This is a genomic window from Pseudomonas sp. 3MA1 (assembly GCF_029237275.1).
GTDB classification, from domain to species: Bacteria; Pseudomonadota; Gammaproteobacteria; order Pseudomonadales; family Pseudomonadaceae; genus Aquipseudomonas; species Aquipseudomonas fluorescens_AP.
In genome coordinates, this window is the sequence record NZ_JAACFX010000003.1 from 153582 (window position 1) to 179595 (window position 26014).

Here is a 26014-nt window from a genome sequence, read left to right on the forward strand (position 1 = left end):
AGCCGACAGCTCCGGCTCACCTGTCCATTCATTTAGTTCTCTTTTGGATAATCTACAAAATCCACTCCAATACGTGCTCTTTGATAACCAGATTCTGCAAGAAACTTATTCGCATAATCAGAGCGCAATAGAGCAATCGATTCAAAATTCATCTCTATCATTGATGGAAAATTATCTTCTCCTTTACCAATACATAATCCAGAGAATTTTGATGACTCAATAACACCACCATCTCGCAAGAACAATGTTTCTAGCTTCATCTTTCTTGTATCCTCGTCCGTAACTTGAAGGACGAGCGGTGTTTCATCTTGGAAAACAAAAATATATCGACCTTGCGTCGCAAGCTCTAACCGTTTACGCATAGAGGTCGTAACTAAAGTTAGTCGAACCGCAGTAACAGGCCTAAATGGAGCAAGTTCGCCATCCCATCCACTGGTATTTTGTCCAGGTACTAAGTCGCAAGCTGGAGTCGCACAAAGCCAGTAATTTGTCAGGCCATTTTTAACGGCTTTGAAAACAACCCCTGTAGTTATGGCTCCATCGGTGAAGCTATCAGAGCACAAATGCTCATTTAAAGCGTGATAGATCCACTCTTTAGCAATTCCAGTTGCCGTAGCCATTTCTAAAGCAATATCAACTGGGGCTCTATCAGACTGAGGGAATAGCCGCGCCCCGAACTCGAAAGCACTAATGTCCACATGCTTAATCAACCGCTCAAATAATCGCCCATAAAGATCTTGAGTATGACGCTTACGGTCTTCAACAGACTCTGCGGATAAAATTCGTAGCAGCCACCCTGCCTGTCGTCGCGGGGTATCCAATACTTTTATATCTGCACTAGTACCAACTTTTTCTAATGCAGCCCTTGCATGAACCATAAGGACACGCAAGGGAGATGGATTCCATGAACTCAAACCCTCTTGCAGGCGATCAACTAATACATTAACCGGCTCTTGCTTATTAACCACAACAGTAAAAAGATTTCCCTTTGCTACCCACATAGGACTGTCAGGGCTAAAGCTAACTTCCACTTTACTACCAACGCTACGTGAACTATGTACATCTTGAGGAACTACTTCCAACAAATGCTCTTCGCAAAAACAGTTAATAATATTATTCGCAGCAGCTCCTCGAACGCCCTTAACTTCAAGCGCTTTTCGCAAAATAGCAGAACTCCCATTCGGCTTCTTTGACTGAAGGAAGTTGTTAACAATATCAACGTTACAAAGATCCCTGAGTTCGCGCAGCTCTTGATCATCTAGCTCCTCAAGAAAATCAACAGCCCCCTTCCTATCGTCTTCACTTAACAAACACCCTCCCCCAAGACTGAAGGCAATGTCGCGTGCAACGTCCATCGGATTTGCGGCAGTATAAACTATCACTAGATTGAAATGATTAGATGACGCCAATGATTGCAAAACACCAAGTGCTTTTCTCGGATTGTTAGGCTTGTCCGCCTCCAAGTGAAAGTCCAATATCAGTAGATCTGATTGATTTAAATGCTTATCACGCTCAAACTCCTCCGCAAACACTACGGCATTATCTATATCACATAGCCATCCTCTACTTCGACAGAAACTAAACAAGCTACTAGCTTTGGCATGATCAAGATGCAAAGCTGGTTCTTGTCGTGACATCTGGGAAAAGTTAGGAAACTCATCATCTAAGACAAGGGCAAAACGAATCGGATCAATAAAAGCTTCTTTGAGCAACTCTGGTGATAAATTATGCATCGAATCCATTCCGCAATTTGATTACAAAGTTAGCGCCTGGCAATTTTTTCAGCGGAGACTGCACTACGTACTGAATAGTATGCCCGCCAGCCGCCAGAGTTTGCCTGCACAAATAAAGCCCAACACCTCGACCACGAATCCGTCTTGTAAAGAATAGCTCGAATAGATTCTCAACATCATCCGAATCAATACCCGGGCCATTATCGCTAACTACAATACAATCATCCTCCACATCAAGCTGGATCAACTTATCAGCACCAGTTGGCAGCCAATAAATTGAGTTATTTATTAAGTTTATAAATACCGGAAATATTCTGGAAGGAAACTCATAAAATGCTATACACCTAAACCCATCAGTTACTTTAATAAGGATATTATTTTCTTCAAGCACTGCCTTAAAAAACAACTTTAGGTATTCTTCAATCTCCGCACCGGTAATTTTCTGACGAATATCACTTCCAGAAACTTGCATCTGAGATAAAAACCTCAGTCGCTCTACAAGCTCTTTTCTTGCCCAGTTCGCCTCTGAAAATTCTTTAGTTGCCTTAAAAGCGTCAGGAAATCTATCTAAGCTTGATTGTAGCCGCCTATCTAATGCGTGAAGTTCATGACTCAAAATTTCTACACTAATACCGATTTGAGCCAGACTTTGAATTTGCTCTAACCGATTTTCTAATGTTTCGCTTCGCGCGCCAGCATAAGCGAACGCGCTATCCAGATCTATCCCACTTGATAGATGCATCAGACTTCTATGGTAAGGCTCATATATATCTGAAAACTTTTTTGATAGCTCATCACGCGCGTCATCCATCTCAGCTAGAGCCGTAACAAGTGGCACTCTTTTCTCTTCTACATCGAACAATAATGGTGAAACTTTTTTGTAGAATTCTTTCTGATCATCCTGGATTCGCTCAGCAATTCTTGTCTGCTCAGTGCTCAGCAGATCGATGATATTTCTCTTCCAGCGGCCAAGCTGATCACTTAGTGAGCTTTGGTTACTCGACAATCTGGATTTTGCCACGTCAATGGCAGGCTTCGCATTCAGCCTCTCAGCTTCGAGAGCCCATGCATTTTTCACCTCATCAATAACCAAAATCAATTCCGAATATTGATCTCGATATTCCCTGTAACGATCTTCAAATTTTCCTAGATTTTTTGGTTTTGGCGGCAACCTCAGTTCCGACCTAAGACCTTGCAGATCTTCGATACGAGTTGACAATTTCCAAAGCGCATCACTATCTTCTTGTTCAAATATTTCCTCTAAGTCTTTCCTCAAACTTATAATATTCTGCATTGCAACACTAAGCTGCGGAAGCTTGCTTTTAACTACTTTCCTAAACCCTGAAAGCTGACCACTTCTAGCAAGTTTTGCTTTAGCCGCTGCGACATCATTTTCGGCTTCTACGCCAGGTAATAAGTCCTGTCGTACGGGTGCATCCGTACCAAAATATCGTCTAGCAGTAACCTTCAAAAGGTCAACGATGAGCGTTTGAATAGCCCGACTGGCGGCGTTATCGATTAACCCCTCTCTCCCGGCTTTATCTCGAAGATTTGGATTACTCGATCTACTTATAGCAATTCGCCCAAACACTCTTCGACTAGCCCAGAATTCACGCCCTGCGTGAAACTGACGCCTCTCTTCTATCTTAAAGAAGTCACTTTCTGGCCTTCCGTATGGCATAACCCTCAATCCATCGCGGTAAACGTTCAAGCCAGAATGGCTTTCTGCGCGCAAAAGTACTTTCGAGTGGACTTCAGCCTCAAGGGAACTGGATCGAGCTATCGGCTCAAAGGCACCTATACAAAAAGAAAAAGATCCAACTTTATCTTTATATGAGGTTGGCACGGGGTGAGAGGGCGCAATCTCTACATTGCCTATATCATTGCCAAAAACCATAACTCGACCGCGAAAAATTCCAAACTCGTCTATTTCTCCAATCAAACTATGATCCAGGCTCTTTAAATAATCGAGACCATAGCCGCTTTCTCTTTCTATAATTGTCGCGCTCCCTCCCCTTCTATGAACCACAACTCGATAGTCTAAGACATCTTCACTTCTTTCATACGGATCGGAGAACCCTGACAAAGTACGTATCAATGACGCCTTTACAGCATCACTTTCATCAACCGAATTTGTGGCAGCATCTGAAATCCATGCTGAGAGCGCAGGATTCAAATCCGATATAATAATAGAAGTTCCCGATTCTTTTTCTCCAGACCATGCACCCCACTCTTTCAGATAAATCGAAGCATCAATATCCAATCCAGCGGTAATTATTATCTGCTCCGAAGGAGATATTTCAATAAGATCTCGACTTTTAACCAGCTCATCAAACTCTTGCCACGCGGAAATAAGGCGCTTATCACGATCATCATTAGCATCAGAGCCAGTTATATTTTCAACTAGCGTTTTTTGCATACTTGAAATCAAACCGGGCAGTTCACTAATACTTCCGAACTCGATGACAGGCAACCTAACATCGTGCAGCAACAAAAAAGGGTTTTCGAAAAGTCTCCAGTCAATAAGACTCGCAACAAATAAATTATTTATTTGTTTAGAGATAATCAATGCAGTAGCACCGAGAGCTGCGACCGACAATCGTCCAATCCCCTTCTGACCTTGTTTCGGACGTTCATCTAAGCCTTGTCGCAACTCTAGAGGCACCGATTCGTTACCTGCCTTGGAATCTGTGCCGACTACCAGCCATTTTTCTAGAAACTGCTTTCGAGTCATTCCATGGCCATCATCCATAATGACTGCTATAGGTATTTCTCCATCGTGTATATGAAGAGACACCTCTTTAGCATAAGCATCATAAGCGTTTTTCCAAAGCTCGCTTACTGCTGTTGGAACATCCGCAATTTGCTCGCGCCCCAAGTGATCAATCGTACGAGCTCTTGTCTGGAACGGTACTGAATCCTTCATGATCTCACTCGAAATTGTCCAAATCCATCCAGAATTGATTTTCAGACTGGCTTAAACTTTTTTGGCAATCTATGTTGCCTATCCTTTGATTTTTGCAGCTGTGTAGATATTGTATAGTTTGTTATTTTGTGCCGCCTAGGCAGTAAAACTGAAAGAATTTTACAGAAACCTACCAATTTTCAGCATACCAGCATAGCCAAATGACATCATCAGATCAGGGCCGAAGATATTGCGCCCCATCATTTGAAAATTTTCAGGCACCTTTAATTCTGACGCCCCCCCCCCAAACCGATAGGCCGCGCTGAACTGCTTTTTTGCCAAAAGCTGTTGCTCTCAAGCCTCTAATTTGAATGCTTCCATAACTATGGGCCAATGCAGTCCATAGGAAAAGACGGCAAATATCTTAGCCAAAATCTACAGTCAACTCGTACCAAATGGAGCAAAAGCTCTCCCAGCCCGACGCTAAAAACAGGCTAATTGCGGAAGCGATCCAAAAATTTGCGGAAGTGATTGCCCAAATCCCGGGCAATAAAAAACCCCGTAGACGTTAATCTACGGGGTTTTCGAGGGTGGAGGCCGAGGTCGGAATCGAACCGGCGTAGGCGGATTTGCAATCCGCTGCATAACCATTTTGCTACTCGGCCCCAAATGTCCAGTACCGTAAAGCAACACTGAACACGTACAAACTGCAACGGCATTCGAGATCAACCTCATCTCGCAACTCTTTGATTTTTAAAGAGTTTTTCCGTTTCCTCGCTGAGGAATGGTCGCAATTATGGACATGTTTTCCATTCCTGGCAACTCCTATTCGATATTTTTTCTGCCGGGCTGTTTCCGCAGGTTTCCGGGCAGCTGCAAATCCGTCTCGCAGTGGGCAACGGCGCTGGATGATTGCACACATGACGGCGGATTGCTCCCTCCTCTTCTGCGCGCGCGGTCACCTACCCGATCGGGTTATGGCATGTGTCCGGTCGCTCGCGGACAGTAGCGCCAACGGCTCGACCCGGGCTCCTTCCATCAGGTTCAAGGCGGAATTCCAGCATGCGCATAGCATTCCCTGCGGTATTTGGCGTGGTTCTGGCGGTGGCGGCAGTCGGGTTGCAGGCTCAGGAGCCCGCCGACAAGACCTTGCGCCTGTACAACTGGTCGGACTACATCGGTGAGCACACCCTCGCCGGCTTCGAGAAGGCCAGCGGAATCAAGGTGATCTACGACACCTTCGACTCTTACGAAACCGTGCAGGGCAAGCTGCTTCCGGGGCGCTCCGGCTATGACCTGGTGGTGCTCAATGCCGCGCTGGTGCCGCCCTTGATCAAGGCGCGGGTGTTCCAGCCGTTGAACAAGCAGTTGTTGCCCAGCTGGCAGAATCTCGATCCCCAGGTGCTCAAGAGCCTGGAGAACTACGACGCGGGCGTGCAGTATTCGGCGCCCTATACCTGGGGCAGCAATGGCGTGACCTACAACGTCGACAAGATCCGCGAGCGGATGCCGGATGCGCCCATCGGTTCCCTGGCGATGCTGTTCGATCCCAAGGTGGTGTCGCGCTTCGCCGATTGCGGGGTGACGCTGCAGGACTCGCCCACCGATATCCTGCCGCTGGTCCTGGCCTGGCTCGGGCGCAATCCCAACAGCGCCGAACCCGCCGATCTCAAGGCCGCGCAGGAGGCCTTGATGGCCGTGCGCCCCTACATTCGCAAGTTCGACTCCACCAGCTACCTCAATGGCCTGGCCAATGGCGAGCTGTGCCTGAGCGCCACCTGGTCCGGCGACTACGCCACGGCCCAGGCCCGGGCCAATGAAGCCGGGGCACCGGTCAAGCTCGACTATTTCATTCCCAGGGAAGGGTCGCTGATCTGGTTCGATGACTTCTACATTCCCGCCGACGCCCCGAATGTGGCCAATGCCCATGCCTTTATCGAATACCTGTTGCAGCCCCAGGTCATGGCCGAGGTCAGCGACTACATCCGCTATGCCAATGCCAATCTCAAGGCCACGCCGCTGCTCAGCGCCGAAGTGCGCGACAACCCGGCGATCTACCCCGATGCCCAGACCCGCGAGCGGCTGTTCACCCAGACCATCCAGTCACCCGCCAGTACCCGCCTGATCACCCGCACCTGGAACATGGTGAAGATCGGCAAGTGATCTGCCGGCGCCAATTTCACAAATTGTCCACGTCATGCTTCGACCCGAGGTAAAGCCCATGGCTATCCAATCCGCAACCTTCTTCCAGCAGTTCGACGACCCCAAGCTGGTGGCCGCCGACAAGGCGCATTACATGCACGGTTTCCACATGTTCGACGAACACCGTGAGCAGGGCTCGCTGAACATCGCCGCCGGTGAAGGCGCCTACATCTATGACACCGCCGGCCGACGCTATCTGGACGCGGTCGGCGGCATGTGGTGCACCAACATCGGCCTGGGGCGCGAGGAAATGGCCGAGGCCATCGCCGACCAGGTACGGCAGCTGGCCTACTCCAACCCGTTCTGCGACATGGCCAACGTCAGCGCCATCGAGCTCTGTGAAAAACTCGCCAGCCTGGCTCCGGGCGACCTGAATCACGTGTTCCTCACCACCGGCGGCTCCACGGCGGTGGACACGGCCTATCGCCTGGTGCAGTTCTATCAGAACAGTCGCGGCAAGCATGAGAAAAAGCACGTGATCTCACGGATCAATGCCTACCACGGCTCCACCTTCCTCACCATGTCCATCGGTAACAAGGCCGCGGACCGGGCCCCCGAATTCGACTTCATGAGCGATCTGTTCCACCACATCTCCTGCCCCAACTACTACCGGGCCCCGGCCGGGATGAGCGAGGCAGAATTTCTCGAGTTTCTGCTGGCCGAGTTCGAAGACAAGATCCTCACCATCGGCCCGGACAAGGTCGCGGCGTTCTTTGCCGAACCCATCATGGGCTCCGGCGGGGTGATAATTCCGCCCGAGGGTTATCACCTTCGCATGTGGGAAATCTGCCAACGCTACGACCTGCTGTATGTGGCTGACGAGGTGGTGACCTCATTCGGACGCCTGGGAACCTTCTTCGCCTCACAGGAGGTGTTCGGCATGCAGCCGGACATCATCACCACCGCCAAGGGCCTGACGTCGGGCTACCTGCCGCTGGGGGCATGCATCTTTTCCGAGCGCATCTGGCAGGTGATCGGCGAACCGGGAAAAGGCCGTTGCTTTACCCACGGCTTCACCTACAGCGGCCACCCGGTGAGCTGCGTCGCGGCGCTGAAGAACATCGAGATCATCGAGCGGGAGAACCTGCTGGCCCATGTCGAGGATGTCGGGCGCTACATGGAGCAGCGCCTGCAGACCCTGGCCGAATTGCCGCTGGTGGGCAATGTGCGCTGCAAGCGCTTGATGGCCTGTGTCGAATTCGTCGCGGACAAGCAGAGCAAGGCGCTGCTGCCCGAAGCCCTGAACATCGCCGAGCGCATCCACCTGCGGGCCCAGGCCAAGGGCTTGTTGGTGCGCCCGATCGGCCACCTCAACGTGATGTCGCCGCCGCTGATCATCAACCATCAGCAGATCGACCAGATCGTCGACACCTTGCGCGAATGCATTCTGGAGGCCGCCGCCGAGCTGCGTCGCGACGGTCAGTACCTGGGGTGATGCGCCTGCAACCGATCGCCCCGGAGCCGTGTCGCGGGCTCTTACCCGGCCTGCGCCCGGCCGTTAAACTGCCGGGCATGAGCGCACCCGACAACACCCCCACTGCCCTTCTCTCCCTCCAGGCCCTGCAGAGCTGGCATGCCGGCCTGGCCGAGGCGTTCCAGGCCGTGGACGATGATGCGTTCCTGCCCCGCCTGGCCGCGGCGCTGAACGCCCTGACCCCGATCGAATCCATGATGATCAGCCTGGAGCGCAAGGGCCTGCCACCGCAGTTGCTGCACGAGCAAGGCATAGTCGGCGAGTACCGCGACGCGATCATCAACCGCTACTTTTCCCGGGGCTACCTCTTGGATCCCTTCTGCCTGGCCGTGGAAAACGGCCTGGCGGAAGGCTTTTACCACCTCTCGGAGATCGCCCCGGACGACTTCTTCAGCAGCCAGTACTACAAGACCTACTACCTCAAGACCGGGGGCGCCGAAGACAGCTACTACATCGTCGACCTCGACTCCCAGAGCAAGATTTCCCTGTGCATGTTCCAGGGCCTGAGCGGCGCACGCTTCGCCAGCGCGCCCCTGGCCCTGCTAAGGGCCGTGGAACCGCTGGTGCGTGAACTGTTGCGCCGTTTCGGCACCACCGGCGGCCTGCAGCAACTGCTGCGACAAGCCCCGGCGGATCGGCTGCCAACCCGGGCGCCGGCCAACCTCAACCAGCAGATCGAAGCCGCCTTCATGAGTTTCGGCAATCCGCTGTTGACGGTCCGCGAGCGGGAGATCGCCCACCTGATCCTGCGTGGTCACTCAGTGAAATCCACCGCCAAGGTGCTGCAGATCTCTCCGGAAACCGTGCGCATGCACCGCAAGAATCTCTACACCAAACTGGCCATCAACTCCCAGGCCGAGCTGTTTTCGCTGTTTATCGACTGGCTGACCCAGCCTCCCGCCGCGGACTGAAACGCCGCAGGAGCGAATGCGCGGGCGATGCCCCACCACGAAAACGCCGTGTCCACGGGGTGAACACGGCGTTTTTCAAGGCGGCATAGGCAAGCTCGCGCCAACAGGCCAGGGCTTTCCGTCAGCGCGCGGCCCAGGCGTTGAAGCGCTGTTCCAGCTCCTCGCCATGATCGACCCAGAAGGCCGCATCCACCGCCCGCGCGCCTTTCAGGTTGGCCTCATAGGTCGGCAGTTGCTGCTGCACCGCTTCAGGCAACAGCGGCAAGGCCTGACGGTGTACCGGTCCGTAGGGAATGTTCTGCGAGAACAGCTTCTGCGCCTGGGGCTGGCTGGCAAACAGGATGAAATCCTCGGCCAGGGCCTTGTTCGGCGAACCCTTGACCACGGCCCAGTACTCCGGGTCGTACAGGCTCTGGGGCCAGAGAATGCTCAACCGCATGCCCTCCTTCTGGGCCATGGCAATGCGTCCGTTATAGGCCGCGCTCATCACCACATCGCCCGCCACCAGCCATTGGGGCGGCTGGGCCCCGGCTTCCCACCACTGGATATAGGGCTTGATCTGGTCCAGCTTGGCGAAGGCCCGGGTCACCCCTTCCGGCGTATTGAGCACCTGGTACAGCTGCTCGGGGGCGACTCCGTCCGCCAGCAGCGCGATCTCCAGGGTGTACTTGGCGCTCTTGCGCAGGCCGCGCTTGCCGGGGAAGTCCTTGAGGTTCCAGAAGTCCGCCCAGGAGCCCGGGGCCTTGGCCAGCTTCTGCGGAGCGAAGGCCATGACCATCGACCAGACATAGGTCGCCACGCCGCACTCGCTCAGGGTGCCAGGGACGTACTGCGCCGGATCGCCGAAACGTGACAGATCCAAAGGCTCGAACAGGCCCTCGTCACAGCCGCGCAACAGCTCCGGGCTTTCCACTTCGACCACGTCCCAACTGGTCTTGCCGACATCGACCATGGCCTTGATCTTCGACAGTTCGCCGTTGTACTCACCGGCCACCACTTGGCCCGCTCCGCTCTGGTTGAATGGCTGGAAATAAGCCTTTTCCTGGGCCTGCTTGGTGGCCCCGCCAAAGGAAATGACCGTGAGGTTCTGCGCCTGGGCCGAAGCCCCGGCACACAGCACAAGCCACGACAATGCAACGCCGCAACGCAAGGTGTTGGACATGAAACCCTTCCTCAAGAAAGCCGGCTCGCCCGCACGAACCTGCACAGCAAGAGCCTGGAAGCGACCGTATTCACGGGCGGTACAGCACCAGGCACGACGAGTCTTGGTCAGCGGTGCATGGCCCGGCCCAGCATGGGCTGCACAGGCGGATCGTCACCGTTGCGGGCTCTGCGGCCCCGTTCGCTTGATGTGTTGGCGACCTGTCCGGGGTCGCCGGACGCGGTCTTGCTCGAATGGCGGTTCATCGCTTGCTCCCTGTTGTTTTTGTAGGAAGAACAAATCGATCGGCAGTGCATCGCCACAACGCACCGGGCAGTCGGGCAGGCGTATGCAGGGGTTCATTGTTTGCCTAACCCGAAGCGTTGCGAAACGAGGTTTTTCTGAGGCACAGGCAAGGGAAAAGCTGCCTAGAGACAGACCTTGCCCAAGATAGAGGAAGGCAACGCGCACGCAACGGCGCGTCAGGACGGACCAGACAGTCCGCCGGAGCAACAACAGACACCCCGCCAGGGCATCACCTGGGCGGGGTGTTTCAAGCACTCAAGGGTGACGAGCGCCGCGGCTCAATCCAGCAGCACCAGCAACCCCGAGATCACCCCGATGCCCATCACCGCCGAGAGCAGCATGCTGCTGGACACCTCGGTCTCGTAGGTCTTGTAGCGCGAGGCCAGGATAAAGACGTTCACCGCCACTGGCAGCGCCGCCATGATCACCGCGATCTTGACCAGGAACTCGCCCAGGCCAAACACATAGCGGGCGGACACGAACACCAGCACCGGCAACACCACCACCTTCAACAGCGCCAGGGCCAAAGCGTCGCCCTTGATCAGGTTCTGCTGGCGGTGCACGGCAAAGGCGGCGCCCAGGGCCACCAGCGCCAGGGGACCGGTGGCGTTGGTCATCTGCGTGGCGAAGATCTGCAGCGGGCTGGGCAACCGCCACTGCAAGGCGATGCACAGCGCCGCCAAGGCCACCGCCAGAATCAGCGGGTTGCTGACGATCGACTTGCCAGTGGTCAGCAGCACACGGGCCAGATCCGGCCTGTCCTGCGCCTCGCGCGGCTCGGTGAGTTCCATGATCAGCGCGCCCCCCGCCAGGATCACCAGGTTGTCGGCCATGGTGATCATCAGCGTCGGCAGCGCCGCTTCGTCGCCAAACGCCATGACCATCAAGGGCAACCCCATGTAGCCCACCACCCCGGAGATGGACGACAGCCCGCGCAGACCGGCCACCCGCGCGTTGCCGCCCCAGATCAGCCGCCCGCCCACGGCGGCGATCATGAAGGTCACCAGGCAGGCCAGGTAATAGGCGCTGAGCAAGGCCCAATCCAGCTCGCCGTGGTCCCGGGTGCCGAGGGTCTTGATGAAGATGAAGCACGGCAGGAACAACCAGAACACCACCCCCACCAGGCCCTTGACCGTTTCCTTGCCGATCACCTCCAGCCGCACGATCCAGTAGCCGGCGAAAATCATCGCAAACAGCGGCATCACCACGGTGAACACCTTATCCATGGGCCGATTGCTCCTGCAGAAGCTGGCGCTCGGCATAGCGGGCCAGTTGCATCGGGCTGTAGGTAGAGGAACGGTAGAACTCCATCACCCCGGCCATCGCGTGCTGATAACGGACCTCGATGTCCGCCATCGAGGCGCGCATTTCCTCTTTCAGGTTCTCGACGATCGGCCACAGCTCCTCATCGGCAATCTCGGCAACCGGAGTGCTGAGCGATGAATAATCGGCCAGGGCTTGACGGATGGTCTGCGGATGCAAGCCCACATAATTGACGAAGTAAGCCTTTTCATCCTGAGTGTCCAGAAAGTCCGGAATATTCAACACGCCATAATTGGACAATGTTTCAAACTTGCCACTAACCGGACGATAGACGCCGGGCAACTGCAGCAACTTTTCCTCACAATAACGCGAGGCATCGATCAACTTGTCCAGATCCAACGCTTGCGCGCCCAACTTTATATTGTTGTCCCGACACAACTTCACAACTTGCTCCAGCGGTGCAATTCCGGAGCGGTTGCCAAATCCGGCCAGGGCCCCTTCGACCATCTGAAAACCGCATTGAATCGCCTGCATGGTATTGGCCAGGGCCAGTCCGTTGTCGTTATGGGCGTGCAGGCAGAACACCAGGTGCGGGTAGTCCGCCACCAGCTTCGAGCACAGCCAGCGGGTCACATGGGGTTGCAGCGAACCCACGGAGTCGTTGATGCGGATGATCTCCACCCCCAGGTTGACGGCCCAGTCGATCTGCCGGCAGATCCCGGCATAACGCTGCTCGCACACCCCATTGCGGAAGTTGTTGAGCACGCTGGCCTTGAACTTGACGGCGCCGATGTCGCGAAACGCCCGGATTGCGCGCTCGAACTCTCGATCGTCCTGCCGGTAGGTGATCATGCCGAAGCTGAAGACGGTGTCGGCAATCCATTCCCGTCGATGAGCCCGGGCCTTGAAGTAATCAAAGGCGGTTTCCCAGCAGTTCAGCAGGATGATGAACGTGGCCTGGGTGTCGGCCGGCAATTCGCCGGCTTGCCGTGCCCGATGCAACCGGTCCCAGACCAGGGGTTCCTCCGGCCCGCAACCCACCACGAAATCCCGCAGTCCCGCCTCGACCATGGCCTTGAGGATGGATAACTTGGCGTCCACCGTGATGGGAAAGGCGGTGCGTTCAATACCCTCCCGAAGTGTTTCATCCACCAGATAGGGGACAGAAAAATCACGGTAGCGAATTCCATTTTCGAGCTTCATCGCCCTGCTCCTTTTTATTGATTTTTTCGCTGCCACACTGTTTTGCTTGGCACGCCAGTGTCCATGACAACCGCCACACCATATAACAGCAGGTAAAAACACAATCTAAGAAATACCTTAAAAAACAGTACGCATAAGATTCGACAAAAACCGCTCAAAGCCGAAACATTTGCACTACCAATATCCCTATTTAAATAAACAGGCGCGCGCACTTATTGAACCCGCAGCGCGACCTATCCGAACTGTCGCGCGGCCTTTGAGCCAGCGATACGCCGACCAGCGCCCCACCCCCGCATTCCCCGCGGGACAGCTGCGAAAGCGCTAGAATCTGCGCTACCTTTCCCAGGCGACGAGAGCCGTTCATGAGCTTCGATTTCGATACCCTGCACCCCCGTCATGGCACCGGCAGCACCAAATGGAGCCGCTACCCCGAGGATGTCCTGCCGATGTGGGTGGCCGACATGGATTTCGCCGTGGCCGACGGCATCCTCCAGGCCCTGCGCCAGCGCCTGGAGCACCCGCTGCTGGGCTACAGCGTGGCCCGCGACGAGTTGCGCGAAGCGGTGGTCGCCGACCTCTGGGACAAATACGCCTGGCGCGTGCAACCCGACGAACTGATCTTCCTGCCCGGGGTCGAGCCCGGCTTCAACATGGCCCTGCACGCCTTCGTCAAACCCGGGCAACCGGTGGTGGTGCAGACCCCCAACTATCGCCCGCTGCGCCTGGCCCCGGGCAACTGGGGCCTGGACAAGATCGAAGTGCCGTTCCAGCTCACCGCCCAGGGCACCTACGACACGCCCATGGATGCACTGCGCCAGGCCTTGCAAGGCGCCGGCGCCATGCTCCTGAGCAACCCGCACAACCCGCTGGGCAAGGTCTTCCCCCGGGATGAACTGCAGGCGGTGGCCACTGCCTGCCTGGACCAGGGCGCGCTGATCATCTCCGACGAGATCCATGCCGAACTGTGCTTCGACGGTCGCCGGCACATTCCCACCGCCACCCTGAGCCCGGAGATTGCCCGCCGCACCATCACCCTGATGTCGGCCAGCAAGGCCTACAACATCGCCGGGATGAAGACCTGCTTCGCCATCGTCCAGGACCCGGCCACCCGCCTGGCCTTCAACAACGCCCGCGCCGGCATGGTGGACAGCGTCAGCCCCTTGGGCCTGGAGGCGACCCACGCCGCCCTGACCCACGGCGGCCCCTGGCTGCAGGCGCTGCTCGGCTACCTGCAAGCCAACCGCGACTACCTGCTGCACGCGGTGCAGACCCGCCTGCCGGGCATCCGCATGCACGCGCCCCAGGGCACTTACCTGGCCTGGCTCGACTGCAGCGCCCTGGGCCTGGCCGACCCCTACGCCTTTTTCCTCAAGGAGGCCAAGGTCGGCCTCAGCGCCGGGCTGGAGTTCGGCGACGACTGCGGGCAATTCGTGCGCCTGAACTTCGGCTGCCCGCGGGCCATGCTCGAAGAAGGCATCCAGCGCCTGCAGGACAGCCTGCAACGGCGCTGAGCGCCCCACTTCCCACAGCCGCCTCCTCCCCCTAGTGCAGCCGCCAGACTCCCACCCCTGGCGCTGCGCCCTACCTGCACCATGCCGCCCGGCCCGAACCCTGGCGCGGAGCATGCCCAGCCACATGCCCAATGGATCCATAAAAACCCATCAATGGATCCAAAAACCTACAGCCACCGACAAAATCCGATTATCGAACACTAAATCCGCTTATTCGTTTGACACTCTCAGCGCGCGAACCATTTAATGGATCCATTAAATAAAAACAACAAACGCCTGGAGAGACCTCATGTACCCCAAGAATGCCTGGTACGTTGCCTGCACCCCCGATGAATTGCAGGGCAAGCCCCTGGGCCGGCAGATCTGCGGCGAACGGATGGTGTTCTACCGCGCCCATGAAGGCCGGGTCGCCGCCGTCGAGGATTTCTGCCCCCATCGTGGCGCCCCGCTGTCGCTGGGTTATGTCGAGAACGGCAACCTGGTGTGCGGTTACCACGGCCTGGTGATGGGCTGCGACGGCAAGACCGTGGAGATGCCCGGCCAACGGGTTCGCGGCTTCCCCTGCAACAAGACCTTCGCCGCGGTCGAGCGCTACGGTTTCATCTGGGTCTGGCCCGGCGATCAGGCCCTGGCCGACCCGGCGCTGATCCATCACCTGGAATGGGCCGACAACGATCAGTGGGCCTATGGCGGCGGGTTGTTCCACATCCAGTGCGACTACCGGCTGATGATCGACAACCTGATGGACCTGACCCACGAAACCTACGTCCACGCCTCCAGCATCGGCCAGAAGGAGATCGACGAGGCGCCACCACAGACCACAGTGGACGGCGATCAGGTGGTCACCGCCCGGCACATGCACAACGTCATGCCGCCGCCCTTCTGGCGCATGGCCTTGCGCGGCAACCAGCTGGCCGACGACGTGCCGGTGGACCGCTGGCAGATCTGCCGCTTCAGCCCGCCCAGCCATGTGCTGATCGAAGTCGGTGTGGCCCATGCCGGCCACGGTGGCTACGACGCCCCTGCGCAGTACAAGGCGTCGAGCATCGTGGTGGATTTCATCACCCCCGAAAGCGACACCTCGATCTGGTACTTCTGGGGCATGGCGCGCAACTTCAATCCCCAGGACCAGGCCCTCACCGAGAGCATCCGCGAAGGCCAGGGCAAGATTTTCAGCGAAGACCTGGAGATGCTCGAACGCCAGCAGCAGAACCTGCTCGCCCAGCCCCAGCGCAGCCTGCTCAAGTTGAACATCGACGCCGGCGGCGTGCAGTCGCGACGGGTGCTGGAACGCCTGATCGCCCAGGAGCGCGAGCCCCGAGAAGCGCTGATCGCGGCAAGCCGTTAAGCCCTCCCCCGAACCCGACAGGCTGGTGGCCCGAATGCGGTCGCTGGCGAGGACCGACAATGATCGACGTACTGGTGGTCGCGCGCCACGACGAAGCCCTGGACATCTGCAGCTTCGAACTGGCCGCGGCCGACGCAAGCCCCCTGCCCGCCTTCAGCGCCGGCGCCCACATCGACGTGCACCTGGCCAACGGTCTGGTGCGCCAATACTCCTTGTGCAATCACCCCCAAGAACGCCACCGCTACCTGATCGGGGTGCTCAAGGATCCCGCCTCGCGAGGCGGCTCAAGCAGCCTGCACCAACAGCTGCAGGTGGGCGCGCGCCTGCGCATCAGCGCGCCGCGCAACCTGTTCGCCCTGGCCCCCGGCGCGCGGCGCAGCCTGCTGTTCGCCGGCGGCATCGGCATTACCCCGATCCTCAGCATGGCCGAGCAACTGGCCCACAACGGCGCAGATTTCCAGCTGCATTACTGCGCCCGCTCGGCCGAGCGCGCGGCCTTTGTCCAGCGCCTGCGGCAATCGCCTTTCGCCGAGCGGGTCAGCCTGCATTTCGACCAACAGCCGGAAACCGCCCTGGACATCGCTCACGCCTTGGCCGAGCCACAGGATGATCTGCACCTGTATGTCTGCGGCCCCGGCGGCTTCATGCAGCACGTGCTGGACAGCGCCCGTGCCCTGGGCTGGAAGGAACACTGCCTGCACCGCGAGTACTTCAGCGCCGCGCCGGTGGACCACAGCGCCGATGGCGGTTTTGCGGTCAGGCTGGCCAGCAGCGGGCAGGTGTTCCAGGTGCCGGCCGATCGCAGCGTGGTCCAGGTGCTGCAGGACCAGGGCATCGAAGTGGCGATTTCCTGCGAGCAAGGGATCTGCGGCACCTGTCTGACCCGGGTGCTGGAGGGGGTGCCGGAGCACCGTGACCTGTTCCTTACCGAGGACGAACAGGCGCGCAACGATCAGTTCACGCCCTGCTGCTCCCGGGCCAAAACCCCGTTGCTGGTGCTCGACCTCTAGCGCCTCACGGCGAAGGCAGGATCAGCTTCATGCGCTCATCGGCCAGCGCCGAGCCGAAGATCTCGGCGTAACGCAAGGTGGCGTTGGCATGCTCGCGCATCAGTGCTTCGGCCCGCGCGCCCTGGCCGTTGACCAGGGCATCGAACACCGAGTGATGCTGCATATGGGCGTAGTTGAAGCGCCGGTATTCCCGGGCCATGTCCTGGCGATCCACCGCCAGCGCGGTGACCGAGGCGAACGGCAGGTGGTCATTGCGCGCCAGGGCATCGGCGATCGCCGGGTTACCGCTGCCCGCCACGATCACCTGGTGAAAACGCATGTTGAGGTCGTGATAGACCTCCAGGTCTTCTTCGTTGACGTAGCCCTTGTCGAACAGCGCATCGCCCTCGACCAGGCAGCGTTCAAGGATCGCCCGCCCCTCGGCCGACAGCCCGCGCTCGGCGGTCTGGCGCGCCGCCAGGCCCTCCAGCACCCCGCGCACCTCCACCGCCCCGGCGATGTCCTCGGCGCTGACCGAGCGCACCTGAAACCCGCGGCCACCGAAACGCACCAAGAGGCCCTCCTGCTCCAGGGTGCGAAAGGCCATGCGCACCGGCATGCGCGACACCCCGAAGCGCTCGGCGGTCGGCACTTCCATCAAGCGCTCGCCTGCCGCCAGCTCGCCCGAGGCGATCATCTTGCGCAGCGCGACCAGCACCGTTTGACCGGGTTTACTCATGCGGGCAGCTTCCTGAAAAAACGGGCGGCCATCATAACGCAGAGCCCACCACAACACGCATCCCGACACACCCTGTAGCCGCTGCTGAGCCTGCGAAGCTGCGCAAAGGTCCGCAGGACCTTGCTTGGCGATCTCCCGCCGAACCTCCAGCGCCCTTGGAATCGCCGCGTCTGCTGCGCAGCCGTTCGCAGCCTGCGGCAGCGGCTACAGGTTTTTCACAGCGACAGCGGGTAGCTGACGATCAGCCGGGTCTGGTCGAAGTCGCGGTTGAAGCTGCGCCGGGTGGTGGCGTTGTTCAACCGCAGGCTGAGGTTCTTCAGGCTGCCGCTCTGCAGGGTGTAGCCGATCTCGGTATCGCGCTCCCACTCATGGCCATCCTTGCCAGCCTTGGTGCTGGCGTTGTCGCCACGCCCGTAACGCACCATGGCCAGCAGCCCGGGAACCCCGGAAGCGGCGAAGTCATAGTCGTAGCGCAACTGCCAGGAACGCTCGCCGGCGTTGCTGAAGTTGCCGTTGAACATGTCGTTGCCCAGGGTCCGGCCGCTGCTGCCGTAGACCGACATCCAGGGGCTGTCGCCACTGACCTTCTGCACCCCCAGGTACAGCGTGTGCCCGGCCCGCGCCGCGGAGAACAGGCCATAGGCGGTGTGGCTGTCGATGCGGCCGATGCGCGCGCTGCCGTCGTCGCGGTCGATGAAGTAACCCAGGTTGCCCCCCAGCACCCAGTCGCCCACCGGCTGTTTGTGCTGCAGGTTGAAGTAGCTCTGGCGGTAGATGTCCTGCAGTTGCGAATGCCAGAGCCCGAACAGGGTGCGCTGCTGGTTGAAGCGGTAGTCGGCACCCACGTAGTTGAAACCGTCGGACTTCACCCCCGGCGCGGCCCAGGCCGACAGGTCCTGCATGTCCGAAGAATTGCGCAGGCTCACCGCGCGGTACTGCCCGGCCTGCAGGCCCAGGCCGTCGATCTCGCGGGACACCAGCATGGCCCCGCGAAAGGTCTGCGGCAGCAGGCGGCCATCGTCATAGCGCAGCAGCGGCACGTCCGGCAGCAGCTCGCCGAGCTTGAACTCGGTGGCGGATATCCGCGCCTTCAAGGCCGCCCCGGCGCGGCCGAAATTGTCCGCGGCGCGGCCATCGTCGTGCACCGGCAGCAGCTCCGAACCGCTGACCTGGCGGCTGCTGTCGAGCTTGAGGCCGAACAGACCAATGGCATCCAGGCCAACCCCCACGGTGCCCGGGGTGTAACCAGAACTGAACTTGAGGATGAACCCCTGGGCCCACTCCTCCACCTGGCCCTTGGCCGCGTCATGGTCGCGAAAATCCCGATTGAAGTAGTAGTTGCGCAGCAGCAGGTCGGTCTTGCTCCCCTCGAAGAAACCGCTGTCGTCGCCAGCCCAGGAAGGGCCGCACAGGCCCGCAGACAGGCAAGCCCCGACCAGGGAACGGCGCAGCATCGGATGACGGGTGTTCATTATTATTGTTCTCCGCTTTGCATAGGCGCAGCCGTGCCCCGACAGGCCGGCAACGACCCGTCCATTCACGGATGCGCAAAAACCCGGCCAGGGCGGCCGGGGGTTATTCAGAGGGCCGGATCAGAAGGGATACTGACGCGGCCGGTGTTGCAGGCTGATCCAGTGGTCGCGGGTGAACTCGTCGATCGCCCAGTCGCCGTTGAAGCGTCCCAGCCCGGAGTTCTTCTCGCCCCCGAAAGGCGCGTTGGCCTCATCGTTCACCGGCACATCGTTGATATGGGTCATGCCGGCGCGCACCTGGCGGGCAAAGTTCACCCCGCGCTCCAGGTTGCCGGTGAACACCGCGCTGGCCAGACCGAACTCGCTGTCGTTGGCCAGCTCCAGGGCATGGGCTTCGTCCCGGGCGCGCAGCAGCCCCACCAGCGGCCCGAAGATTTCATGGCGCGCCAGGTCCATGTCGGCGCGCACCTCGCCGTACACATGGGGCGCCAGCAGATTGCCGTTCACCCCGCCCTCGTACAGTGGCTCGGCGCCCTGCGCGCGGGCCAGGGCGATCTTTTCCTGCAGGCCCTGCAACTGGCGGGCGTTGATCACCGGGCCAATCACCGTGTCCAGCGCTTGCGGATCGCCGACCTTGAGCTGCCTGACCCGGGCCACGAAGCGCTGGGCGAACGCGTCGTACAGCCGCTCATCGACAATGATCCGGTTGATCGCCATGCAGATCTGCCCCTGGTGCAGGAACTTGCCGAACACCGCAGCGTTCACCGCTTGCTCAAGGTCGGCATCGTCAAGCACCACGAACGGGCTGTTGCCTCCCAGCTCCAGGGCCACATGCTTGAGATGCTCACCGCCACTGGCGATGCGGCCGATACCGCGCCCCACCGGGGTCGAGCCGGTGAAGGTGATCAGCGCCGGCACCGGGTGCTCGACAAAGGCATCGCCAATCTCGCTGCCGGCCCCCACCACCACGCTGAACACCCCGGCGGGCAGCCCCGCTTCCTCGAAGATCCTGGCCAGCAGCAGGCCGCCGCACACCGGGGTATCGCTGGCCGGCTTGACCACCACCGCGTTGCCCAGGGCCAGGGCCGGGGCGATGGAACGCTGGGTCAGGTGCAGCGGGAAGTTCCACGGGCTGATCACCCCCACCACCCCCAGGGCGCTGCGGTAGACCCGGCTTTCCTTGCCCGGCACATCGGACTCGACAATCCGCCCATGGACCCGCGCCGGAAACGACGCCGACTCCAGGGTAATGGCCCGCGCCGCGCCCCACTCGGCCAGGGCCTTGATCCGCGTGCTGCCGGATTCGCGGATGATCCAATCGACTATTTCCTTCTGGCGCCGGTCGAAGATCGCCACCGCCCGGTGCAGCACCGCCGCGCGCTGCGACGGCCCCAGGGCCGCCCATTGCGGCTGCACCTGGGCGGCCTTGGCGTAGGCCGCATCCAGGTCGCTGCGGTTGGCCTGGGCCACCTCCAGCAACAGCGCGCCGTCAAACGGATTGGTCACCGCCAGGGTCTTGCCGGCGGCACCGGCGCGCCACTGCCCGGCGATGGGTTGCAGATGCAGATCGCGATACACCGCGTTGGAATCACTCATGAACAATCTCCTCATGAAACAGCATGCAAAAACCGATGTGTCACCCAAAAGCCGGCCTGTATGGGGGCGGGCTTGTGTAGGAGCTGGCTCGCCAGCGAAGACGCCCGCAAGACACACACAAGACCCAAGGCCCTGTTCGCCGGCAAGCCGGCTCCTACACGGCGGCGCGTTGTTCGATCAGGCGCAGCAGGCCGAGCAGGGTTTCGGTGTGGGGCACCGCCACCCCGGCCTGCCGCGCCCGTTCCAGCACCTGGCCATTGATGGAGCCGATTTCCGTGGGCCGCCCGGCCAGCACGTCCTGCAGCATCGACGGCTTGTGGGTGCGGTGGTTGGCCATGGCAAAGGCCACGCTGTCCAGGCAGCGCTGGGCATCCAGCACTATCCCCCGGGAGTGGGCCACAGCCACCACTTCCATGACGATGGCCCGGGCCAGCGCCACGCCTTCCGGCGCCGCGTCCAGCTGGCCCACGGTGCACCCGGTGGCCGCGCACAGGCTGTTCAGCGCCGCGTTGAAGGCGACCTTCTCCCAGATCGAGGTCCAGACCTCGGGGTCCACCGCGCAGTTGAGCCCGGCCGCGTCCAGCACCGCCGCCACCTCAGCGCTGGCCTGGCGCTCACCCTCGTCGAGGGCCAGCACCCGGACCAGACCCTGGCCGTGGGAATGCACCTGCCCCGGCCCGACCAGATCAGCCGGCCAGTTGGTCATGCCGATCAGCACCTGCCGCGGGGCCACATGCCGCGACAAGGCCTCGGCGTTGCCCAGGCCGTTCTGCAGGGTCAGCACCCGGGTGTGCCCGGCGATATGCCCGGCCACGCTGCGCAAGGCGCTGTCGGTGTGCAGGGTCTTGGTAAACACCAGCAACAGGTCCGGGTGCCCGCTGGCCTGTTCCGGGCGGCAAGCATCGAGGCCGGTGATGCGCCGCTCGCCGCGGTCGGTCGCCAGCAGCAGGCCATCGCGCTGGATCGCCGCAAGGTGCGCCTCGTTGATGTCCAGCAGCGTCACCTGCTGCCCGCTTTCCGCCAGCAGGCCGCCAAATAGCGAACCCATGGCGCCCGCGCCGAGAATGGTGATGTGCATCGAACCTCCTGATTGAGTGAGCGTTTCAAGGACCGCGTTCATCGCTGGCCCGGCAGGCGCCGGGGAATGTGCCGGCGCACGATCAGCAGCGCGAGCAAGGCCATGAGCATCACCGAGCCCAGCAGCGTCAGGTAGCCATGAGCCCCGCCCTGGGTGATCACCAGGGCCCCGGCGAAGGCACTGAGGATCGCCCCCAGGCGCCCGAAGGCCAGGGCCGAAGCGGTGCCGGTGGCGCGCACGCCGGTCGGGTAGATGAAGGCGCACAGCGCGTACATGGTGGACTGCACCGCGTTGACGAACAGGCCGTGCACGCCGAAGCCGAAAATCAGCAGGCCGGTGTTCTGGTGGATATCCACCACCTGCAGCAGGAAGGCGCTGGCCGCGCCCCCGGCACAGCAGATCAGCAGCGGCCAGAACGAGCCCCAGCGGGTGATGGCCAGTGCACAGACCAGCGCGCCGATGACCCCGCCGAGGTTGTAGGCGGTCAACCCGGAGCCGGCCACCGACAGTTCCAGGCCTTCGGCCAGGAGCATGGTCGGCAGCCAGCTGAAAGCACTGTAGACCGCGGTCAGGCACATGAAAAAGGCCACCCAGAGGGCCAGGGTGTCGCGCCCATAACCCTGGGCGAACAAGGCGCGGAAACCGCCCTGCTTCTCGCTCTTCTGCTCCAGGGCATCGCTGTAGCTCACCCCCGGGGCCATGGGCCGTCCCATGCGCCCCAGCAAGGCGTTCAACTCGACCCAGCGCTGCGGTCGACGCGCCAGGAAACGCGGCGACTCCGGCAACGTCGCCAGCAACACGAAGCCCAGCACGATGGGCAGGCTGCCGCCAATGAAGAACAAGGTGCGCCAGCCATACAGCGGCAACACCTGGGACGCGAACAGCCCCGCCAGCATCCCGCCCAGGGGCACGCAGACAATGGTCGCGGTCACCGCCAGGGTGCGCCGCCGCGCCGGGGTGAATTCGGCCGTCACCGTGGTCGCGCTGGGCAGCGCGCCACCAATGCCCAGCCCGGCGATAAAGCGCAGCACCGCCACCGCCAGCGCATTGGGCGCCAGGCCAATGGCGCAGGTGGCCGCGCCGAACACGAACACGCTGGCGATGACCGCCATGCGCCGGCCGAAACGATCGGCGAACAGCCCGGCACAGGCACTGCCGATGCCCATGCCAATCAGCCCGGCCGCCACCGCCGGGGCGAACGCCTCGCGGGTGATGCCCCACTCCTTGATCATCAGCGGAATGGCAAAACCGATCAGTTGGCCGTCGAAGCCGTCCATGACGATGGACAGCGCCGCCAGAAACACCACCAGCTTCTGCATGCCGGTGAAGGGGCCGTGGTCGAGCAAGGTGCCGATGTCGGCATGGGAGGCAGCGGAAGGCGCCGGCTGGGGCGCCTTGTCGATCGCTGCAGTGACCGTAGTCGTGTTCATATCCACCTCTTTTTATTCTTCTGGTGAGTCCGCAAGCCGCGGTTGGCATGGCCGGGCACAGGGCCCGGCGACAAGGCAATGCTCAGGGTTCGATGGTCAGGGTCGGCACCTCGATCAGCACCGGGCGCTGGCCCGCCAGGGCCGCGCTCAAGGCCTCGGCAAACTCCTCGCGGGTATTGGCCTGCACCGCGTGCACGCCATAGCCGCGGCCGATGGCGCAGAAATCCAGGCCGGGCACGTCCAGCCCCGGCGCATCGCTGACCTGCAGCACCTCGGCGAACCAGCGCAGGGCGCCGTAGGTGCCGTTCTTGAGAATGATCAACACCACCGGGATCTGGTACTGGGCGGCGGTCCACAGCGCGGTGATGCCGTAGTTGGCCGAGCCGTCGCCGATGATCCCGATCACCCGCCGCTCGGGCCGGGCCAGTTGCACCCCCACCGCCGCTGGCAGGCCGAAGCCCAGGCCACCGGCCGCCGGGAAGAAGTAACTGCCGGGCTCGCGCATCTCCACCCGCTGCCAGAAGGCGCCAACGGTGGAGGTGGATTCCTTGACGTAGATCGCGTCCCTGGGCGCCAGCTCGTTGATCACATCGAACACGGTTTCCGGGCGCAGCAGGCCGCCGCTTTCCTCGACCGGCGCCGGTGCCGGCAAGGCCGCCGGCTGCGGCCGGTCGCACTCCGGCAGCGCCCAGACCAACGCCTGCAAGGTCTCGGCGATGTCCCCCACCAGCGCATCGCCCATCGGCGCCCGCGCCGCCTCGGCCGGGTCGCAGGTGATGTGCAGCAGCTCAGTGCCCTCGGGCAGGTAGTCCCCCGGGGCGAACTGGTGATAACGGAACACCGGGGCGCCCACCACCAGGATCAGGTCATGCGCCGCCAGGCAGCGACTGATACCGGCGATGGCCGCTGGCAGCACCCCGCGAAAGCTCGGGTGGCGAGTGGGAAACGGGCAACGCGAAGCGGACGGCGCGACCCAGGCCGGCATGCCGAGTTTTTCCGCCAGTTGCACCGCCAGGTGGTTGCTCTGGCTGCCGTCCACATCCGGCCCCAGCACCAGCACCGGGTTGCGCGCCGCCGCCAGGCGCTGCACCAGATGGCGCAATTGCGCCGCCCCGGGCAGCCCGGCGCTGGCCACCTGGCGCCGCGCCAGATGCTCGACCCCGGCCGGGGCCGGACGGGCCCAGTCGTCATAGGGAATCGACAGGTACACCGGGCCCTTGGGCGCCTGGCTGGCCATATGGATGGCCTGGCTCAGGGCCCGGGGCACATCCTCGGCGCAAGCCGGTTCATGGCTCCACTTGACCAGGGGCTTGGGCAGTTGCGCGGCATCGACATTGGCCAGCATGGCTTCGACGCCGATCATCGAGCGCACCTGCTGGCCGGCGGTGATCACCAGCGGGCTGTGGGAGTACCAGGCATTGGTCAGCGCGCCCATGCCATTGCCGGTGCCGGCCGCCGCGTGCAGGTTGACGAAGGCCGGCCGGCCGCTGGCCAGGGCGAAGCCGTCGGCCATGCCGACCACCGCGCCTTCATGCAGGCCGAGGATGTAGCGGAAGTCTTCGGGAAAGCCCTTGAGAAAGGGCAGCTCGTTGGAACCCGGGTTGCCGAACACCGTGGTCAGGCCGTGTTGCCGGAGGATGTCGTAGGACGCGCTATGGACGGTTTTCATAAGGACCTTGGCCGCTGCTTTTTAGAATTTGAGTTACTCTTGCAGCCGCGCCGAAATTGATCAAATCGATACTATTTCTATTAAAAATAAGATCCATCTATATCCATGAGGCAGCATGAGCCACATCGATCTGAACCTGATCCGCACCTTCGTCACCCTCTATGAGGCCCGCAGCGTGACCCTGGCCGCCGAGCGCCTGTTCGTCACCCAGCCCTCGGTCAGCTACGCCCTGGCGCGGCTGCGCGAGCTGTTCGACGACGGCCTGTTCAGCCGCAGCCGCGACGGCATCCAGCCCAGCCAACTGGCCGATGAGCTGTACCCGCCCCTGCGCCAATCCCTGACGCGCATCGAAAACACCGTGCACAGCACCCGGCGCTTCGACCCGGCCACCACCGAGCGGCGCTTTCGCATCGCCCTCTCCGACCTCGGCGAAATGGGTTTCCTGCCGCTGATCCTGGCGCGCCTGAACCAGCTAGCGCCGGAAGCCGAAGTCGAAGTCCTGCCCCTGCAGGTGGATCAGGCCGGCGAATGGCTGAGCAGCGCCAAGGTCGACGCGCTGATCTGCCGCAAGCCCCTGACCGGCACCCGCAGCCAGGTGCTGATCCGCGAGCGCTACGTGTGCCTGCTCAGCGACCGCCACCCGCGCATCGACACCCAGCTGAGCCTGGAGCAGTTCCTCGCCGAGCGGCACATCGCCGTGACCCGCACCACCGGCCACGGCAGCGTCGAGGACGTGCTCAAGCAGATGAACGCCAAACGTCGCATCAGCCTGCAGGTGCCGCATTTCTCGGTGCTGCCCAAGGTCTTGCCCGGCACCGACCTGCTGGCGGTACTGCCGGCGCAGATCGCCCGCCTGTTCACCCTTGAAGGCGGCCTGCGGCAACTGGAGCTGCCGTTCCCGGTGGGGGAATTCGACGTGTCCCTGCACTGGCACCCCAACAGCGACAGCTCCGCCGCCCTGACCTGGTTCCGCCAGACCGTGGCCGCGGCGATCATCGACGGCCAGTCGTGAAGCGGCGCCCGCCGCCCCATCCAGTTTCGCGG

Annotated in this window: 18 protein-coding genes and 1 tRNA gene; 7 read left to right on the forward strand and 12 right to left on the reverse strand. The window is 60.6% G+C overall.

The window, feature by feature from the left end:
- Positions 1 to 32: 32 nt before the first annotated feature.
- From GWQ44_RS09775 to GWQ44_RS09785, 3 genes are all read right to left on the reverse strand, one after another.
- On the reverse strand, positions 33 to 1733 hold the full coding sequence (locus tag GWQ44_RS09775) for a response regulator receiver domain (protein ID WP_275927170.1): 1701 nt from the start codon (positions 1731 to 1733) through the stop codon (positions 33 to 35).
- Positions 1726 to 4659 carry an ATP-binding protein gene (locus tag GWQ44_RS09780; protein WP_275927171.1) on the reverse strand — a complete coding sequence of 978 codons (2934 nt, stop codon included), beginning with the start codon at positions 4657 to 4659 and terminating at the stop codon, positions 1726 to 1728. The genes GWQ44_RS09775 and GWQ44_RS09780 overlap by 8 nt, the downstream gene beginning before the upstream one ends.
- A 570-nt stretch (positions 4660 to 5229) precedes the next feature.
- Positions 5230 to 5303 (reverse strand) — tRNA-Cys (locus tag GWQ44_RS09785).
- A 397-nt stretch (positions 5304 to 5700) separates the two neighbouring features.
- Here GWQ44_RS09785 and GWQ44_RS09790 point away from each other — a divergent pair.
- The 3 genes from GWQ44_RS09790 (at position 5701) to GWQ44_RS09800 (ending at position 9225) form a co-directional block, all read left to right on the forward strand.
- Positions 5701 to 6801, forward strand: coding sequence for a polyamine ABC transporter substrate-binding protein (locus tag GWQ44_RS09790; RefSeq protein WP_016966907.1), 1101 nt, complete (start codon positions 5701 to 5703; stop codon positions 6799 to 6801).
- 58 nt (positions 6802 to 6859) lie between these two features.
- Positions 6860 to 8275 carry an aminotransferase gene (locus GWQ44_RS09795; protein WP_016966908.1) on the forward strand — a complete coding sequence of 472 codons (1416 nt, stop codon included), beginning with the start codon at positions 6860 to 6862 and terminating at the stop codon, positions 8273 to 8275.
- A 77-nt stretch (positions 8276 to 8352) separates the two neighbouring features.
- Positions 8353 to 9225 carry a LuxR C-terminal-related transcriptional regulator gene (locus GWQ44_RS09800; RefSeq protein WP_275927172.1) on the forward strand — a complete coding sequence of 291 codons (873 nt, stop codon included), beginning with the start codon at positions 8353 to 8355 and terminating at the stop codon, positions 9223 to 9225.
- Between the two features lie 121 nt (positions 9226 to 9346).
- Here the strand turns inward: GWQ44_RS09800 and GWQ44_RS09805 are convergent, their stop codons facing one another.
- The 3 genes from GWQ44_RS09805 to GWQ44_RS09815 all read right to left on the reverse strand — a co-directional run bounded on the left by GWQ44_RS09805 (position 9347) and on the right by GWQ44_RS09815 (position 13138).
- Entirely contained in the window at positions 9347 to 10387 is a 1041-nt protein-coding gene (locus GWQ44_RS09805; RefSeq protein ID WP_179601195.1) for an ABC transporter substrate-binding protein, read from the reverse strand.
- Between the two features lie 563 nt (positions 10388 to 10950).
- The gene (locus tag GWQ44_RS09810) at positions 10951 to 11898 is read right to left on the reverse strand and encodes an AEC family transporter (RefSeq protein ID WP_016966911.1); all 948 of its coding nucleotides are present in this window, start codon (positions 11896 to 11898) and stop codon (positions 10951 to 10953) included.
- Complete coding sequence (locus GWQ44_RS09815; RefSeq protein WP_103740799.1) at positions 11891 to 13138, reverse strand: pyruvate carboxyltransferase; 1248 nt, start codon at positions 13136 to 13138, stop codon at positions 11891 to 11893. The genes GWQ44_RS09810 and GWQ44_RS09815 overlap by 8 nt, the downstream gene beginning before the upstream one ends.
- Before the next feature lie 362 nt (positions 13139 to 13500).
- Here GWQ44_RS09815 and GWQ44_RS09820 point away from each other — a divergent pair, with 362 nt between their 5' ends.
- The 3 genes from GWQ44_RS09820 to GWQ44_RS09830 all read left to right on the forward strand — a co-directional run bounded on the left by GWQ44_RS09820 (position 13501) and on the right by GWQ44_RS09830 (position 17007).
- The gene (locus GWQ44_RS09820) at positions 13501 to 14649 is read left to right on the forward strand and encodes a PatB family C-S lyase (protein ID WP_103740798.1); all 1149 of its coding nucleotides are present in this window, start codon (positions 13501 to 13503) and stop codon (positions 14647 to 14649) included.
- Positions 14650 to 14938: 289 nt separating this feature from the next.
- Positions 14939 to 15997, forward strand: a complete 1059-nt coding sequence (locus tag GWQ44_RS09825) for an aromatic ring-hydroxylating dioxygenase subunit alpha (RefSeq protein ID WP_275927173.1) — start codon at positions 14939 to 14941, stop codon at positions 15995 to 15997.
- A 59-nt stretch (positions 15998 to 16056) separates the two neighbouring features.
- Complete coding sequence (locus GWQ44_RS09830; protein ID WP_275927174.1) at positions 16057 to 17007, forward strand: PDR/VanB family oxidoreductase; 951 nt, start codon at positions 16057 to 16059, stop codon at positions 17005 to 17007.
- A 4-nt stretch (positions 17008 to 17011) separates the two neighbouring features.
- Here the strand turns inward: GWQ44_RS09830 and GWQ44_RS09835 are convergent, their stop codons facing one another.
- The 6 genes from GWQ44_RS09835 to mdlC form a co-directional block, all read right to left on the reverse strand.
- Entirely contained in the window at positions 17012 to 17725 is a 714-nt protein-coding gene (locus GWQ44_RS09835; RefSeq protein ID WP_016966916.1) for a GntR family transcriptional regulator, read from the reverse strand.
- Positions 17726 to 17940: 215 nt separating this feature from the next.
- Positions 17941 to 19197 (reverse strand): OprD family porin, encoded by a 1257-nt coding sequence (locus GWQ44_RS09840; RefSeq protein WP_047304877.1) that lies wholly within the window; start codon positions 19195 to 19197, stop codon positions 17941 to 17943.
- A 120-nt stretch (positions 19198 to 19317) separates the two neighbouring features.
- On the reverse strand, positions 19318 to 20793 hold the full coding sequence (locus GWQ44_RS09845) for an aldehyde dehydrogenase family protein (protein WP_275927175.1): 1476 nt from the start codon (positions 20791 to 20793) through the stop codon (positions 19318 to 19320).
- A 154-nt stretch (positions 20794 to 20947) separates the two neighbouring features.
- A complete protein-coding gene (locus tag GWQ44_RS09850; protein ID WP_275927176.1) occupies positions 20948 to 21871 on the reverse strand; it encodes a 2-dehydropantoate 2-reductase in 924 nt (307 codons plus the stop codon).
- 38 nt (positions 21872 to 21909) lie between these two features.
- A complete protein-coding gene (locus GWQ44_RS09855; RefSeq protein ID WP_016966920.1) occupies positions 21910 to 23301 on the reverse strand; it encodes an MFS transporter in 1392 nt (463 codons plus the stop codon).
- An 82-nt stretch (positions 23302 to 23383) separates the two neighbouring features.
- On the reverse strand, positions 23384 to 24970 hold the full coding sequence (gene mdlC, locus GWQ44_RS09860; RefSeq protein WP_275927177.1) for a benzoylformate decarboxylase: 1587 nt from the start codon (positions 24968 to 24970) through the stop codon (positions 23384 to 23386).
- Between the two features lie 115 nt (positions 24971 to 25085).
- On the opposite strand from mdlC, the gene GWQ44_RS09865 reads away from it, so the two are divergent.
- Positions 25086 to 25982 carry a LysR family transcriptional regulator gene (locus tag GWQ44_RS09865; RefSeq protein ID WP_016964793.1) on the forward strand — a complete coding sequence of 299 codons (897 nt, stop codon included), beginning with the start codon at positions 25086 to 25088 and terminating at the stop codon, positions 25980 to 25982.
- Positions 25983 to 26014: the final 32 nt, after the last annotated feature.

What these genes read in the sequence shown, in the direction of transcription:
- GWQ44_RS09820 (WP_103740798.1), top strand. Translation starts at nt 13,501, where the DNA reads ATGAGCTTCGATTTCGATACCCTGCACCCCCGTCATGGCACCGGCAGC.
- GWQ44_RS09805 (WP_179601195.1), bottom strand. Translation starts at nt 10,387, where the DNA reads ATGTCCAACACCTTGCGTTGCGGCGTTGCATTGTCGTGGCTTGTGCTG.
- GWQ44_RS09775 (WP_275927170.1), bottom strand. Translation starts at nt 1,733, where the DNA reads ATGCATAATTTATCACCAGAGTTGCTCAAAGAAGCTTTTATTGATCCG.
- GWQ44_RS09840 (WP_047304877.1), bottom strand. Translation starts at nt 19,197, where the DNA reads ATGAACACCCGTCATCCGATGCTGCGCCGTTCCCTGGTCGGGGCTTGC.
- GWQ44_RS09865 (WP_016964793.1), top strand. Translation starts at nt 25,086, where the DNA reads ATGAGCCACATCGATCTGAACCTGATCCGCACCTTCGTCACCCTCTAT.
- mdlC (WP_275927177.1), bottom strand. Translation starts at nt 24,970, where the DNA reads ATGAAAACCGTCCATAGCGCGTCCTACGACATCCTCCGGCAACACGGC.
- GWQ44_RS09845 (WP_275927175.1), bottom strand. Translation starts at nt 20,793, where the DNA reads ATGAGTGATTCCAACGCGGTGTATCGCGATCTGCATCTGCAACCCATC.
- GWQ44_RS09790 (WP_016966907.1), top strand. Translation starts at nt 5,701, where the DNA reads ATGCGCATAGCATTCCCTGCGGTATTTGGCGTGGTTCTGGCGGTGGCG.
- GWQ44_RS09825 (WP_275927173.1), top strand. Translation starts at nt 14,939, where the DNA reads ATGTACCCCAAGAATGCCTGGTACGTTGCCTGCACCCCCGATGAATTG.
- GWQ44_RS09800 (WP_275927172.1), top strand. Translation starts at nt 8,353, where the DNA reads ATGAGCGCACCCGACAACACCCCCACTGCCCTTCTCTCCCTCCAGGCC.
- GWQ44_RS09830 (WP_275927174.1), top strand. Translation starts at nt 16,057, where the DNA reads ATGATCGACGTACTGGTGGTCGCGCGCCACGACGAAGCCCTGGACATC.
- GWQ44_RS09835 (WP_016966916.1), bottom strand. Translation starts at nt 17,725, where the DNA reads ATGAGTAAACCCGGTCAAACGGTGCTGGTCGCGCTGCGCAAGATGATC.
- GWQ44_RS09780 (WP_275927171.1), bottom strand. Translation starts at nt 4,659, where the DNA reads ATGAAGGATTCAGTACCGTTCCAGACAAGAGCTCGTACGATTGATCAC.
- GWQ44_RS09795 (WP_016966908.1), top strand. Translation starts at nt 6,860, where the DNA reads ATGGCTATCCAATCCGCAACCTTCTTCCAGCAGTTCGACGACCCCAAG.
- GWQ44_RS09855 (WP_016966920.1), bottom strand. Translation starts at nt 23,301, where the DNA reads ATGAACACGACTACGGTCACTGCAGCGATCGACAAGGCGCCCCAGCCG.
- GWQ44_RS09815 (WP_103740799.1), bottom strand. Translation starts at nt 13,138, where the DNA reads ATGAAGCTCGAAAATGGAATTCGCTACCGTGATTTTTCTGTCCCCTAT.
- GWQ44_RS09850 (WP_275927176.1), bottom strand. Translation starts at nt 21,871, where the DNA reads ATGCACATCACCATTCTCGGCGCGGGCGCCATGGGTTCGCTATTTGGC.
- GWQ44_RS09810 (WP_016966911.1), bottom strand. Translation starts at nt 11,898, where the DNA reads ATGGATAAGGTGTTCACCGTGGTGATGCCGCTGTTTGCGATGATTTTC.